The following is a 12,131-nucleotide window of genomic DNA, read 5'->3' as shown; positions in this document are numbered from 1 at the left end:
AAACCTGTGTAGGGTCGAGGCATGGCGACGACACGACCCCCCGGCCCCGCCGTGCAGGAGGCGCCCGACCGTCGACCGGCACGGCGCCCGCACCCCAGGCCGCGCGGCACCCTGCTCGGCCCGGCGTTCGTCGCCGCCATCGCGTACGTCGACCCGGGCAACGTCGCGGCGAACCTGACCGCCGGCGCGCAGTTCCAGTACCTGCTGCTGTGGGTGCTCGTCGCCGCGAACGCGATCGCGGTGCTCGTCCAGTACCTGTCGGCCAAGCTCGGCGTGGTCACGGGGCAGTCGCTGCCCGAGGTGATGGGACGCCGGCTCCCTCGCCCCGCCCGGCTGGCGTACTGGGGACAGGCCGAGGTCGTCGCGGCGGCCACCGACGTCGCCGAGATCATCGGCGGTGCACTGGCGCTGCAGCTGCTCTTCGGCGTCCCCCTCGTCGTCGGCGGCCTGATCACGGGCGTCGTGTCGCTGGGGCTGCTGATGCTGACGCAGTACCGCGGGGGCCACGTGTTCCAGTCGGTCATCATCGGGATGCTGGCGATCCTCACCGTCGGGTTCTGCGCCGGCCTGTTCTTCTCGCCTCCGTCGGGCCCCGGCATGCTCGAGGGGCTCGTGCCGCGCTTCGAGGGGGCGCAGTCGGTGCTGCTGGCCGCCTCCATGCTGGGGGCGACCGTGATGCCGCACGCCGTCTACCTGCACTCCGCCCTCGTCCGTGACCACCACGGCACCGTCACCGAGGGCGACGACCGTCGTCGGGTGCTGCGGGCCACGCGGTGGGACGTCGTGCTGGCGCTCGTCGTCGCCGGCGGGGTCAACATCTCGATGCTCGTGCTGGCCGCCTCGACGCTGCCCGGCCGGACCGGCACCGACACCATCCCGGGCGCCCACGACGCCATCCGCGACGCCCTCGGGCCGGTCGTGGGCGTGCTCTTCGCGGTGGGGCTGCTCGCGTCGGGACTCGCCTCGACCTCGATCGGCTCCATGGCCGGCGCCGAGATCATGCACGGGCTGCTGAAGGTGCGGGTGCCCCTGTTCGTGCGCCGCGTCGTCACGCTCGTTCCTGCCCTCGTGCTGCTCGCGACGGGCGTCAGCCCGACCTGGCTGCTGGTGCTGAGCCAGGTGGTGTTGAGCTTCGGGATCGCGTTCGCCCTCGTCCCGCTCGTCGTGGTGACGAGCGACGCGCGCCTGATGGGCACGGGGCGGAACGCGACCGGCACGCGCGTCGCCGCGTGGGCGGCGATCGCGGTCGTCATCGCGCTGAACGTCGCGCTGATCGTCCTGACGGTGACGGGCGCGGGCTAGGGGCCGCGAGCCTGGGAGCAGCGAGCCTAGGAGGCGGTGGTCCGGCCGTCCCGCTCGGTGCTGCCAGTGCGGCTGCCGTCGTCGGCGTCCTCGTCGTCGGCCCGCGCCTCCTGGTCCGACTGCGCCTCCTCTGACTGCTCGTCGGCTCGGCGTCGCTCGGCGCGGTCGTGGGCCGCGAGCATCGCCTCGGCGTGCTCGGACTTGGCCTCGCCGATGGCGGCGTCGTCGCCGCGGGCGATGGCGACGCCCTCGCGGACGGTGGCCCGCACCGCCTGCGCTGCCTCCTGCGGGGTGAAGTCGAACTCGCCCCGCTCGGTGCCGTCGCCGGCGTCCGCGTAGTGCTGCAGCTCGCCGCCCTCGCCTGGCCGCGGGGGCTGCTCGGCGTGCTCGACGCAGAGCCGCGCCACCTCCTCCGCGTGCGCGTGCATGACGGAGTGGGCCGCGCCGGGCATCTCCCAGAGCCGCGACGACGGCACGAGCCGCCCGATCTGCTCGACCCAGCTGCGCGGTGCGACCGCGTCGTGCTCGCCGCGGATGACGAGCGTGTGGGCGCGTACCTTCGGCAGCTGCTGCTCGATCGGGTAGGTCATCATCTTCGGCAGGACCTGCGAGAACCAGTGCACGCCGCAGACGAGGTAGGCCCGCAGCGCGAGCACCTTGACCCGGCCGGGCTCGTGCCAGGCGGCCTGCAGGAACCGCCGTGCCGCGACGGTCACGCGTCGCTCGGCGGGGTTCACGACGGGGCCGATCAGCACGAGCGTCGACAGCTCGGGGCGCCGGGCCGCGAGGTCGGTGACGATCTGGGTGCCCATCGAGTGGCCGACGACGATGGGGTCCTTGAGCCCGAGGTCGTCGATGGCGGCGCCCACGAGGTCGGCGAACTGGCGGATCGTCAGGGCCTTGCGGGGATGCGTCACGCCCGCGAAGCCCGGCAGGTCGAGGGCGTGCACGGGACCGAACGAGTTCAGGTTCGGGGCCAGCCGCTCGAAGTAGTCGGACGAGACCCCGATGCCGGGGACGAGCACGAACGGGCGCTCGCCGGTCGTGCCGATGGTGCTCACGCGCACCCAGAGGTCGCCGCGCTCGACCCGGCTGACGCGCACGCGGGTGCTGGACTCGTCGCGGCCTCGCCTGCGCGAGCCGGTGCGTGTGACGGCCATGCGCCTCCTCGTCGGTGTCCGCGCCACAGCGCTGCCGGGGGCAGGAGGTGCGGGACGGTGGGCGACCAGTCTCGCACCCCGGCGGGGGCCGAGGCTCAGCGGCGCAGGACGGGGTCGAGCGCGCGGAGGTTGCGGCGCAGCAGGAGGCGCAGCGCGAGCCCGGACGCCGGGCCCGCCAGGCGCATCCACCAGGCTCCCGGGCGCCAGACGACGCGGATGTCGAGGGTGACGCGGTCGTCGGGGTGGTGCGTGACGAGGTAGCTCTCCCAGCCGCGCTGCGGGTGGCCGACCAGGGCCGCGTGCAGGAACCCCGTCGAGCGGGGGAGCACCGGGGTGCCGCCTTGCCGTGCTGATCCGCGTGGGTCGGCGGAGTCGTCCGCGACGTCGGCGACGGGCTCGTCGTCGAGCACCCGGACGACCTTGCACGCGACCCGGGGGCGCAGCGGCCCGAACGGGATCGCCCAGCAGCTGACCGCGCCGACCTGCACCCGGTCGGGCGCCCGGAGCGGGACGAAGCCGGAGCGCCGGTGCACCTGCCAGCCGAGGACGGCGTCCCCGGCGATCCGTGCGTCGTCCGCTCCGTGGCCGACGAGTCGCGACACCGCCGTCACGTGGAAGCCCTCCGGGACAGGGCCCGACAGCGTGGGCTCGCCCTCGAAGGCCCACGCGTCGACGAACCCGGGCGGGACGCTCTGTGACGACATGGGTCGAGCCTGGCACGTCCGCCGGCCGGGCTCGGGCAGGATCGGCGGATGACGACGAGCGCGCCCGGGTTCCTGCTGCTGCACGGCTGGCAGAACAGGCGCCCCGCCGACCACTGGCAGCACCTCCTCGCCGACGAGCTGCGGGGGCGCGGCCTCGCGGTGCGCTACCCGCAGCTGCCCTCGCCGGACGAGCCCGACCTCGCAGCGTGGGAGGCGGCGGTCCGGTCGGAGCACGCCGCCCTCGGCCCCGGCCCGGTGACGGTCGTCTGCCACAGCCTCTCGACCCTGCTCTGGCTGCGGATCCAGGCCGGGGCACGCCCCCTCGCGGCCGACCGGGTCGCGCTCGTGTCGCCTCCGTCGCCCGAGCTCATCGCGGGGCAGGACGTCGTGCACGCGTTCGTCGACGGCGACGGCGGCGACGGCGACGGCGACGGCGACGGCGACCGTGACGGTGACGGCGGCGCCGACGGCTCGGACGCGGATGCAGGTGCGCGGGACGTGCTGCTGTTCGACAGCCGTCTCCTGGGGACGGGTGCCGTCGGCGACTCGGTCGTCGTGGCCGGCGACGACGACCCGTGGCTCCCCCTCGGCCTCGGCGACACCTGGCGCGGCCGCCTCGACGGCCGCCAGGTCGTGGTGCGCGGCGGCGGGCACCTCACCCCCGACTCCGGCTTCGGGGAGTGGCCGGCGATGACCGCGTGGGCCCTGGGCCAGCGAGGAGAGGTCGCTCTCGGCTGACGTACAGGGCGGCCGTCGGTCGGCGGCCGCACGGCTGCGCCGGCGAAGCGGGCGGGTTCGTCCTGCACGGGCGCTCGTGACGGACCGCTGACGACGGACCCGCCCGCCCTGCGAGCACGAGCCCCTAGGAGGCGGGGGCCAGGAACGCAGCGGCGGCAGACGAGAGCGAGGCCGGGTCGTCGACGCCGCAGAGCTCGCGCGCCGAGTGCATGCCGAGCAGGGGGACGCCGACGTCGATCGTGCGGATGCCGAGGCGGGTCGCCGTGATCGGCCCGATGGTCGAGCCGCACGGCACGCTGTTGCTCGAGACGAACTCCTGGAACGGCACGCCGGCCTGCTCGCACGCCCGCACCCACTCGGCCGCGCCGAGACCGTCGGTGGCGTAGCGCTGGTTCGCGTTGATCTTGAGCAGCGGCCCGCCGTTGACGACGGGCTGGTTCGCGGGGTCGTGCCGCTCGGGGTAGTTCGGGTGGACGGCGTGCCCGGCGTCGGCGCTGAGGCACCACGAGGCCGCGAGCGCGCGCCGGTGGTCGGTCGCGTCGGCGCCGAGACCCGCCGAGACGCGGGCGAGGACGTCCTCGAGGAACGGCCCGGCGGCCCCGGACGGAGTGGCCGACCCGACCTCCTCGTGGTCGAACGCGGCGAACACGGCGACGTGGTCGAGCTCGGCGTAGGCCGTCGCGAGGAGGGCCGCCAGCCCCGCGTGGGTCGACGAGAGGTTGTCCATCCGCCCGGCCGCGAAGAGCTCGCCCGAGAGGCCGAGCACGGCGGGGGCGGCGGTGTCGGCGACGACCACGTCGTAGCCGACCACGTCCGAGCCCGAGAGGCCGGCGAGGCCCGCGAGGTGGCCGAGCACGTCGGCCTGGTCGAGCGGTCCGGCGCCGACCACCGGGGCGAGGTGACGCTGGGGGTCGAGCTTGAGCCCCTCGGCGTTGACGCCCCGGTCGAGGTGCACCGCGAGCTGGGGGATGCGGAGGAGCGGCCCGGTCCGCACGAGGTGGGTCTCGCCCGAGCGGGTCACGAGCCTCCCGGCGAACTCGAGGTCGCGGTCGAGCCAGGAGTTGAACAGCGGGCCGCCGTAGACCTCGACGCCCGCCTGCACCCAGCCCCGCGTGCCCGTCGTGGGCTTCGGCTTGAGCTTGAAGCCGGGGGAGTCGGTGTGCGCGCCCACGACCCGGAACGGAGTGGTCGACGAGGCGCCGCCCGGCTCGACCCACGCGATCACGGCGCCGTCACGGACGACGTAGCGCCGTCCAGGACCGGTCGGCCACTCGGCCGTCTCGTCGAGGGCCGTGAAGCCGGCCGCGTCGAGCCGACGAGCAGCCTCGGCCGCGGCGTGGAAGGAGGAGGGGGACGCCTGGATGAAGGAGGCGAAGTCGTCGAGGTGCGCGCGCGAGGAAGTCATCCCCACCAGCTTGCACCATGCCGGCGACGGGGCGGCGTCGTCAGCGCCCGCCGCTGCCCGTGACCTGGGCGCCGGGCTCGGCCCCGCTCTCGCCACGGCCGTCCTCGTCGTCGGCGGTCAGCCCGTCCGTCCGGTTCCCGGAGACACCCGCGGGGTCGACGGCGACGTAGCCGTCCTCGCCCGACAACGGGCCGCCGAGGCGCTCGGTGACGTCGCCCTCCGGAGTCGCGTCCCCGTCCCCGGCGGGACGGCCCTGGGTGTCGGTGGCTCCGTCGGCCGGGTGCCCGGCGGAGGTCGGGGCGGCGTCGTCGTGGGAGGCGAGCGCCGCCTCCTCGAGGCGCTCCTCGAGGGCGCTGCCCTCGGTGGCGTGGCTCTCGGTCGCGTCGTCGTGGGGCTCGTGGTCGTGGCTGGTGCTCATGGGGTCGTCCTCTCGTGGGCGGTGCCGTTCCGACAGTAGGCGTCGTGCGGGGGGCAGGTCAGGGGACGGTCGGCAGGGCGTGCGACCACAGGTGGAAGAGGGCGTAGGCGCGCCACGGGGCCCAGGGCGCGGAGGCGACCTCGGCCTGCTTCGTGGTCACGCCGCCGAGCGCCCGCCTGAGCACGAGGTCGCCCGCCGGGTACGCGTCCCGGTCGCCCAGGGCCCGGACCGACAGGTAGTCGACCGTCCACGGACCGATGCCGGGAAGGGCCAGCAGCGACGCGCGGACGGCGGCGACGTCGCGATCGGGTGCGATGACGAGACCGCCGGCCACGGACTCGGCGACGGCGTGCAGGGTCCGGCCCCGGGCGCCGGTGACCCCGACGGCGGCACGGAGCTCGTCGACCGGCAGGGCCGCGACGACGTCGGCGCGGGGGAACCTGCGGAGTCCCGTCCCGGGCACGTCGGCGCCCAGCGCGGCGACGAGCCGTCCCGCGAAGGTGCGGGCCGCGGCGAGCGAGACCTGCTGGCCCAGCACGGTGGTCACCGCCGCCTCCCACCCGTCGGGGCTGCCGGTGATGCGGATGCCGGGCCGTGCGCGGACGAGCGGGCCGAGCACGGGGTCGTCGCCGAGTGCGGCGAGCACCCCGGAGGTGTCGGCGTCGAGGTCGAGCCACCGACGGACGAGACGCTCGACCCGGTCGCGGTCGTCCGGCGAGGGAGCGAGCCCCGCGGAGGCGGTGGCCACGACGTCGACGCCGCTCGGCTCGAGGCGCAGGTCGAGCCGCAGCACGCGCGACGGCTCGTCGGCCGCTGCCACGTCGACGAGGCGGGAGTGCGTGCCGGCCGTGACGTCGGTCAGCTCCGCTCCCGGCATGCTGTGCGCCGCGAGGAGGCCTATCGCGTGCGCGGCGTCGTACGGGCCGTCGGTCTCGAGGCGCAGCTCGAGCGGGCGGAGGACGAGGTCGGTCACCGTGCCGCCTCCCACACGCCCGACGACCCTCGTCGGTGGCTGTCGACCAGGTGGGTGTCGACGATCCCGGTGGCCTCCATCAGCGCGTGCATCGTCGTCGGGCCGACGAAGGCGAAGCCGACGGCCTTGAGCGACTTCGAGAGCGCGACCGACTCGGGCGAGGTCGTAGGGACGTCGGCGAGCTCGACGGGACGAGGGGTCTCGGCGGGCCGGTGCGACCACACGAGGTCGACGAGCCCGCCGCGCTCGCGGAGGGCCACCGTCGCGCGGGCGTTCGTGATCGTCGCATCGATCTTGAGCCGGTTCCGCACGATGCCCGCGTCGGCGAGCAGGCGCTCGCGGTCGGCGTCGTCGAAGCCGGCCACCACGTCGGGGTCGAAGTCGCGGAACGCGGAGCGGAACGCCTCGCGCTTGCGGAGGATGGTGGCCCACGACAGCCCCGACTGGAAGGCCTCGAGGCTCAGCCGCTCGAAGAGCCCGCGCTCGTCGCGGACGGGCATGCCCCACTCGGTGTCGTAGTACTCGCGCATCAGCGGGTCGACCGCAGCCCACGGCGGTCGGGCCAGGCCGTCGTCGCCGACCACCACGCCGCTCACGAGCGCGCTCCGGCCGAGAGCTGCGACTCGAGCCCGAGCAGGACCGCCTTCGCGGCCTCGCCGCCGCGGTAACGACCCGGGGTGCCGTCGCTGCGGACCACACGGTGGCAGGGCACGACGACCGGCAGGGGGTTCGTCGCGCAGGCCGTGCCGACGGCTCGGACGGCTCTCGGGCTGCCGCTCGCGGTGGCGACGCGGGCATAGCTCGCCGTCTCGCCGTAGGGGATCTCGGGCAGGTGCTCGAGCACGGTCCGCTGGAAGCCCCGGGACAGCCTGCGGTCGAGCACGAGGTCGAAGTCCCGGCGCCGCCCGGCGAAGTACTGGTCGATCTCGACCGCCACCTCGTCGAGCTGCCGGCCGGACCGGAGCACCCGGGAGCCGACCTGCTCGGCGACGCGGTCGAGCACGGCGTCGTGGTCCTCGATGTCGAAGGCCACGCGCACGAGACCGACGTCCGTCGCGCAGAGCAGCAACAGCCCGACGGGGGAGGGAACGGTTCGCCAGAAGACGTCGACGGTGCCGACGACCGCAGCCTGGTCCGCGAGTCGGCCGCGGAGGAGGTCGAGGTGCGCGTCGAGGTCGGGGCCCGGCTCGGTGTCGGTCGCCACGACGAGGCGGTGCTGCACCGCCGTGTCGACGTCGGGTGCGGTGTCGGTCATCGCCGTGCTCCTTCTCGGGGTCTCGCGCGTCGGGGCGCTCCAGGCCGGATGTCCGTCGCGCCGGTCGGACGGGTCGGGGTGGAGCCCCTCTCGTCGTGTTCGCCGAGCACGCGGCGCAGGGCGGCGACGCCGTCGGCAGCCGAGCGTCGACAGGCGGCGTGGCTGCGGCCGGTCAGCTCGGCGACCTCGAGGTGGCTCAGCCCGGCGAGGTGGTGCAGCACGACCGCGTCGCGCTGCCCCTCGGGCAGGGACCGGACCGCGCGGAGCAGGGCGTCGTCGCGGGCGAGGACCTCGTCGAAGGCCGCCGACGAGGCGCTGCCCGGCTCGGGCTCCGGCAGGTGCTCGACGGGCTGGGGCCGACGGCCCCTGGCACGGATGACGTCGAGGGCCTTGCGGCGGGCGACGGTCACGAGCCACGCCTCGACGTTGACGTCGGACGGGAGGTCCGGCCACGCGACCAGGGCGGCCAGGAACGTCTCGGACCAGGCGTCGTCGGCGTCGGTCGGGTCGAGCAGCGCACGACAGACCCGGAGGACCGTGGTGCCGTGCCGCTCGACGACGCGATCGAAGGGCGGCATCTCAGAAGAGCCGACCGGAGCCGGCCGACGCCGGTGCTTCGTGGTCGAGCAGGAACCGCTTGCGGACCAGCCCGCCGGCGTACCCGATGAGCGAACCGGCGGAGCCGACGACACGGTGGCACGGCACGAGGATGCTGAGCGGGTTGGCCCCGTTGGCGGTGCCGACGGCTCGGGCGAGCCTGACGTCGCCGAGGGCGGCCGCGAGCTGCCCGTACGTGCGGGTCTCGCCCCACGGGATGGTCGCGAGCTGTCGCCACACGCGCTGCCGGAACTCCGTGCCGACCGGCGCGAGGGGCAGGTCGAAGGCGCGACGCTCGCCCGCGAACCACGCCGCGAGCTGGCTCTCGACCTCGACGAAGTCGGACAGGCCGGTGCCGACCGACGATCGGGCGCCGAAGCTCGCAGGGTCGGGCAGACGACGGTGGCCGGAGAAGAACAAGCCCGTGAGGCCGTCTTCGCGGCCGACGAGCGTCAACTCGCCCACGGGGCTGTCGATCGTCGTGTGGACGACGGAGATCGTGCTCATCGGGGGCTCCTGTCTCGGCTGATCGTACTCATCATGGAGACGCACGCCGCGCCTCCTGTGTGAGGTGAGGTGCGAGAACCTGCGGAAGCTGCACGGATCAGAAGATGAGCCGCGAGTCCCAGCGGACGCCCCGGCGCGGCCTGGTACTACTGAGGGCGCGCCCTTCGCGGGCGCCACCGGCCCGGTCCGGGGACTCCACGCTGTCGGGTGCGTGCGAGCACCCGGGCCGGGTCCCTCTCGCCCGGGCCGCACAGCTCAGCGACGCGTCTCGAAGCCGCCCTCGCCGGTCGGCGCGAGCTCCTCCACGTCGACCCGCGACACGTCGGCCCCGGTCGGTCCCTCCTCGAGCCAGGCCAGCAGCTGGCCGACGGCCTCCGGCGTGCCCTCGACCTCCACCTCGACGGTGCCGTCCGACCTGTTGCGCACGAACCCGTCGACGCCGAGGCGGTCCGCCTCGCCCTCGGTCGAGAAGCGGTACCCGACGCCCTGCACGGTGCCGTGCACGAGGGCGCGTCGTCTGATCACGTCGTCCATCGGTCGACCGTACCCGCGCCTCCTCGTCCCCGGACGCGTCGAGGGCGGGCCTCCCGGGCCGAGGACGGGTCGCGACCGACCTGCACACGAGCCGGAGACCCGCCCTCGCGGACCGTGCTCAGCGGTCGATGGTCGACATGTCCGAGTAGCGGTCGCCCTTCGGCGCCGCGACGTCGTCGAGCTGGTGCACCTGCTCCTCGGTGAGCTCGATCGCGTCGGCGGCGACGTTCTCGTCGAGGTACGTGCGGCGCTTCGTGCCCGGGATCGGCACGATGCCCTCGCCCTTGGCGAGCAACCAGGCGAGCGCGACCTGACCGGGCTTCGCGCCGACCTGGCGGGCGACCTCGTCGACCTGCTCCACGATCCGCACGTTGGCCTTCAGGTTGTCGCCCTCGAACCGCGGGTTGAAGCGGCGGAAGTCGTCGTCGGCGAGCTCGTCGACCGAGCGCAGGGTGCCCGTCAGGAACCCGCGGCCGAGCGGCGAGTAGGGCACGAAGCCGATGCCGAGCTCGCGGACGGTCGGCAGCACCTCGGCCTCGGCCTCGCGGCTCCACAGCGACCACTCCGTCTGCAGCGCCGTGATCGCGTGGGTGGCGTGCGCGCGGCGGATCGTCTCGGGCGACGCCTCGGAGAGCCCGAGGAACCGCACCTTGCCGGCCTCGACGAGCTCGCCCATCGCGCCGACGGTGTCCTCGATCGGCACCAGCGGGTCCACGCGGTGCTGGTAGTAGAGGTCGACGTGGTCGATCCCGAGTCGCTTCAGCGAGCCGTCGATCGACCTGCGGACGTACTCGGGGCGACCGTCGATCGCCCGCTCGGCCCGCGCCTCCGGGTCGGTGACGTTGCCGAACTTGGTCGCGACGACGGCGTCGTCGCGACGGCCCTTGAGCGCCCGGCCGAGCAGCTGCTCGTTCGTGTGCGGGCCGTACATGTCGGCCGTGTCGAGCAGGGTGACGCCGTGGCCGAGAGCGGCGTGGATCACGCGCACCGACTCGTCGTCGTCGGTCCCGCTGCCGGTGTAGAAGGCGGACATTCCCATGAGGCCGAGGCCGATGCGGCCCACGTCGAGTCCGCCGTCGACGCTGCCGAGTGTGGTGTTCTTCATGGCGCCAGGCAACACCCGTGGGCTGTGCGCCGACCAGGTGCAGGAGGCGCGGTGCAGGTCGTCCTTGCACCGCGCCTCCTCGTCCGCCTCGCGCCCCGAGGTGCCGGCGCCTACGCCGTCGTCAGCTCGACCTTGAGCCAGCCCGGCTCGCGCCGGTCGAACGCCTCGTACGCGGCGATCGCGTCGCCGACGGGCTCGCGCTCGGTGATGAGCGCGGTCGGGTCGAACAGCCCGGCGGCGACCCGCTCGATCAGCGGGGGAGTGACCGAGTGGTGGTCGCAGTTGCCCATCCGGATCGTCAGGTTCTTGAGCATGGCCGCCCCGATCGGGTACGACTCGACGGTGGGCGAGTAGACGCCGATGATGCCGATCCGGCCGTACTTCGCGACGATCTCGACGGCCCAGCGCGCCGCCTGCGACGGCGCGCTGCCGGGCACCCACAGGTCGCCCTGAGGGGCGGCGTCGGGGGCGACCTGAGCGACCTCCTGCTCGAAGCTGCTCTTCTCCTCGTCGGAGGGAGCGGCAGGGCCTGAGACGGGGTGCTGCGCGTCGACCCCGACGGCGTCGATGACGGCGTCGACGCCGACGCCTCCCGTGAGGTCCTTGACGGCCTGGACCGGGTCCTCGTGGTTGAAGTCGACCACCTCGGCGTTCTGGGCCAGCGCCTGGGCCAGGCGGTCCTCGAGGCCGTCGATCGCGATGACTCGGGAGGCGCCCTGCTGGAACGCGGACGCGATCGCGAACTGCCCGACGATGCCCGCCCCGAGAACGGCGACGACGTCGCCGCGACGGACGCCGGCGAGCTCCGCCCCGAACCAGCCGGTGGGGTAGATGTCGCTGAGCAGGATCGCCTGCTCGTCGCTGACCGTGTCGGGCAGCGGGTGCAGCGTGTTGCGCGCCCACGGGACGCGCACGTACTCGGCCTGGAGGCCGTCGATGGGCCCGGTCGAGGCCGGCCCGCCGAAGAAGGCGGTGCCCGCGTCCGGTCCGTTCGCGTTCGCGACGTCGCACTGTGCGGTGTGGCCCTCGCGGCAGTACCGGCAGGCGCCGCACGACACGGTGCTGTTGATCACGACGCGGTCGCCGGGGCTGAAGCCGCGCACCGCGTCGCCGACCTGCTCCACGACGCCGACGGCCTCGTGCCCGAGGACCGTGCCTTCCTCCATCGGCGCCATCGTGCCGCGCACGAAGTGGAGGTCCGTGCCGCAGATCGCGCTGCGGGTGATGCGGACGATCGCGTCGTTCGCGTCCTGGATGGTGGGCTTCTCGACCTCGTCGAGACGGATGTCCCCGATGCCGTGCCAGACGACTGCCTTCATGTGTGCCTCCTCGATCGGTGCGGCTGCGCCCGCGGGAGTCCGCCGGGCACGGCGTGCACGGTAGGCCCGGGCGACCGGCGGCACCCGCCGAGTCGCCTCCGCGTCCGGGGTACA

At 74.4% G+C, this 12,131-nt stretch carries 14 protein-coding genes; 2 read left to right on the top strand and 12 right to left on the bottom strand.

Annotation, left to right across the window (positions count from 1 at the left end):
- Window positions 1-21: 21 nt before the first annotated feature.
- The gene (locus ITJ48_RS06160) at window positions 22-1,302 is read left to right on the top strand and encodes an Nramp family divalent metal transporter (protein WP_194612804.1); all 1,281 of its coding nucleotides are present in this window, start codon (window positions 22-24) and stop codon (window positions 1,300-1,302) included.
- 26 nt (window positions 1,303-1,328) lie between these two features.
- Here ITJ48_RS06160 and ITJ48_RS06155 read toward each other — a convergent pair whose 3' ends face one another.
- The gene (locus ITJ48_RS06155; protein ID WP_194612803.1) at window positions 1,329-2,462 is read right to left on the bottom strand and encodes an alpha/beta fold hydrolase; all 1,134 of its coding nucleotides are present in this window, start codon (window positions 2,460-2,462) and stop codon (window positions 1,329-1,331) included.
- Between the two features lie 95 nt (window positions 2,463-2,557).
- Window positions 2,558-3,166: a DUF1990 family protein gene (locus ITJ48_RS06150; RefSeq protein WP_194612802.1), complete on the bottom strand. Its 609-nt coding sequence runs from the start codon at window positions 3,164-3,166 to the stop codon at window positions 2,558-2,560.
- Between the two features lie 48 nt (window positions 3,167-3,214).
- Between ITJ48_RS06150 and ITJ48_RS06145 the strand changes: the two genes are divergently transcribed.
- The gene (locus ITJ48_RS06145; protein WP_194612801.1) at window positions 3,215-3,904 is read left to right on the top strand and encodes an alpha/beta hydrolase; all 690 of its coding nucleotides are present in this window, start codon (window positions 3,215-3,217) and stop codon (window positions 3,902-3,904) included.
- A gap of 124 nt (window positions 3,905-4,028) precedes the next feature.
- On the opposite strand, the gene ITJ48_RS06140 is transcribed toward ITJ48_RS06145, so the two are convergent.
- From ITJ48_RS06140 to ITJ48_RS06095, 10 genes are all read right to left on the bottom strand, one after another.
- Complete coding sequence (locus ITJ48_RS06140; RefSeq protein ID WP_194612800.1) at window positions 4,029-5,309, bottom strand: M18 family aminopeptidase; 1,281 nt, start codon at window positions 5,307-5,309, stop codon at window positions 4,029-4,031.
- 40 nt (window positions 5,310-5,349) lie between these two features.
- On the bottom strand, window positions 5,350-5,727 hold the full coding sequence (locus ITJ48_RS06135; RefSeq protein WP_194612799.1) for a hypothetical protein: 378 nt from the start codon (window positions 5,725-5,727) through the stop codon (window positions 5,350-5,352).
- Window positions 5,728-5,785: 58 nt separating this feature from the next.
- Entirely contained in the window at window positions 5,786-6,700 is a 915-nt protein-coding gene (locus ITJ48_RS06130; protein WP_370544800.1) for a DNA-3-methyladenine glycosylase 2, read from the bottom strand.
- Window positions 6,697-7,296: a DNA-3-methyladenine glycosylase I gene (locus tag ITJ48_RS06125; protein ID WP_194612798.1), complete on the bottom strand. Its 600-nt coding sequence runs from the start codon at window positions 7,294-7,296 to the stop codon at window positions 6,697-6,699. The genes ITJ48_RS06130 and ITJ48_RS06125 overlap by 4 nt, the downstream gene beginning before the upstream one ends.
- Complete coding sequence (locus ITJ48_RS06120) at window positions 7,293-7,955, bottom strand: methylated-DNA--[protein]-cysteine S-methyltransferase (protein WP_194612797.1); 663 nt, start codon at window positions 7,953-7,955, stop codon at window positions 7,293-7,295. Before ITJ48_RS06120 ends, ITJ48_RS06125 begins: the two co-directional genes overlap by 4 nt.
- Window positions 7,952-8,533 carry an RNA polymerase sigma factor gene (locus ITJ48_RS06115; RefSeq protein WP_194612796.1) on the bottom strand — a complete coding sequence of 194 codons (582 nt, stop codon included), beginning with the start codon at window positions 8,531-8,533 and terminating at the stop codon, window positions 7,952-7,954. The genes ITJ48_RS06120 and ITJ48_RS06115 overlap by 4 nt, the downstream gene beginning before the upstream one ends.
- Window position 8,534: 1 nt before the next feature.
- Window positions 8,535-9,059 carry a methylated-DNA--[protein]-cysteine S-methyltransferase gene (locus ITJ48_RS06110; protein ID WP_194612795.1) on the bottom strand — a complete coding sequence of 175 codons (525 nt, stop codon included), beginning with the start codon at window positions 9,057-9,059 and terminating at the stop codon, window positions 8,535-8,537.
- Between the two features lie 255 nt (window positions 9,060-9,314).
- Window positions 9,315-9,593, bottom strand: a complete 279-nt coding sequence (locus ITJ48_RS06105) for an acylphosphatase (protein WP_194612794.1) — start codon at window positions 9,591-9,593, stop codon at window positions 9,315-9,317.
- A 118-nt stretch (window positions 9,594-9,711) separates the two neighbouring features.
- Window positions 9,712-10,698 carry an aldo/keto reductase gene (locus ITJ48_RS06100; RefSeq protein WP_194612793.1) on the bottom strand — a complete coding sequence of 329 codons (987 nt, stop codon included), beginning with the start codon at window positions 10,696-10,698 and terminating at the stop codon, window positions 9,712-9,714.
- A 110-nt stretch (window positions 10,699-10,808) separates the two neighbouring features.
- A complete protein-coding gene (locus tag ITJ48_RS06095) occupies window positions 10,809-12,017 on the bottom strand; it encodes an alcohol dehydrogenase catalytic domain-containing protein (RefSeq protein WP_194612792.1) in 1,209 nt (402 codons plus the stop codon).
- Between the last annotated feature and the right edge of the window lie 114 nt (window positions 12,018-12,131).

Source organism: Frigoribacterium sp. VKM Ac-2530 (assembly GCF_015350835.1).
Classification (GTDB): Bacteria; Actinomycetota; Actinomycetes; order Actinomycetales; family Microbacteriaceae; genus Frigoribacterium.
The sequence above is the reverse complement of the archived record's forward strand: the minus strand, read 5'-3'. Positions and strand labels throughout refer to the sequence as shown.

Coding starts and splice junctions, on each gene's coding strand:
- ITJ48_RS06120 (WP_194612797.1), bottom strand. CDS start 7,955: ATGACCGACACCGCACCCGACGTCGACACGGCGGTGCAGCACCGCCTC.
- ITJ48_RS06105 (WP_194612794.1), bottom strand. CDS start 9,593: ATGGACGACGTGATCAGACGACGCGCCCTCGTGCACGGCACCGTGCAG.
- ITJ48_RS06100 (WP_194612793.1), bottom strand. CDS start 10,698: ATGAAGAACACCACACTCGGCAGCGTCGACGGCGGACTCGACGTGGGC.
- ITJ48_RS06140 (WP_194612800.1), bottom strand. CDS start 5,309: ATGACTTCCTCGCGCGCGCACCTCGACGACTTCGCCTCCTTCATCCAG.
- ITJ48_RS06135 (WP_194612799.1), bottom strand. CDS start 5,727: ATGAGCACCAGCCACGACCACGAGCCCCACGACGACGCGACCGAGAGC.
- ITJ48_RS06155 (WP_194612803.1), bottom strand. CDS start 2,462: ATGGCCGTCACACGCACCGGCTCGCGCAGGCGAGGCCGCGACGAGTCC.
- ITJ48_RS06145 (WP_194612801.1), top strand. CDS start 3,215: ATGACGACGAGCGCGCCCGGGTTCCTGCTGCTGCACGGCTGGCAGAAC.
- ITJ48_RS06095 (WP_194612792.1), bottom strand. CDS start 12,017: ATGAAGGCAGTCGTCTGGCACGGCATCGGGGACATCCGTCTCGACGAG.
- ITJ48_RS06160 (WP_194612804.1), top strand. CDS start 22: ATGGCGACGACACGACCCCCCGGCCCCGCCGTGCAGGAGGCGCCCGAC.
- ITJ48_RS06150 (WP_194612802.1), bottom strand. CDS start 3,166: ATGTCGTCACAGAGCGTCCCGCCCGGGTTCGTCGACGCGTGGGCCTTC.
- ITJ48_RS06110 (WP_194612795.1), bottom strand. CDS start 9,059: ATGAGCACGATCTCCGTCGTCCACACGACGATCGACAGCCCCGTGGGC.
- ITJ48_RS06115 (WP_194612796.1), bottom strand. CDS start 8,533: ATGCCGCCCTTCGATCGCGTCGTCGAGCGGCACGGCACCACGGTCCTC.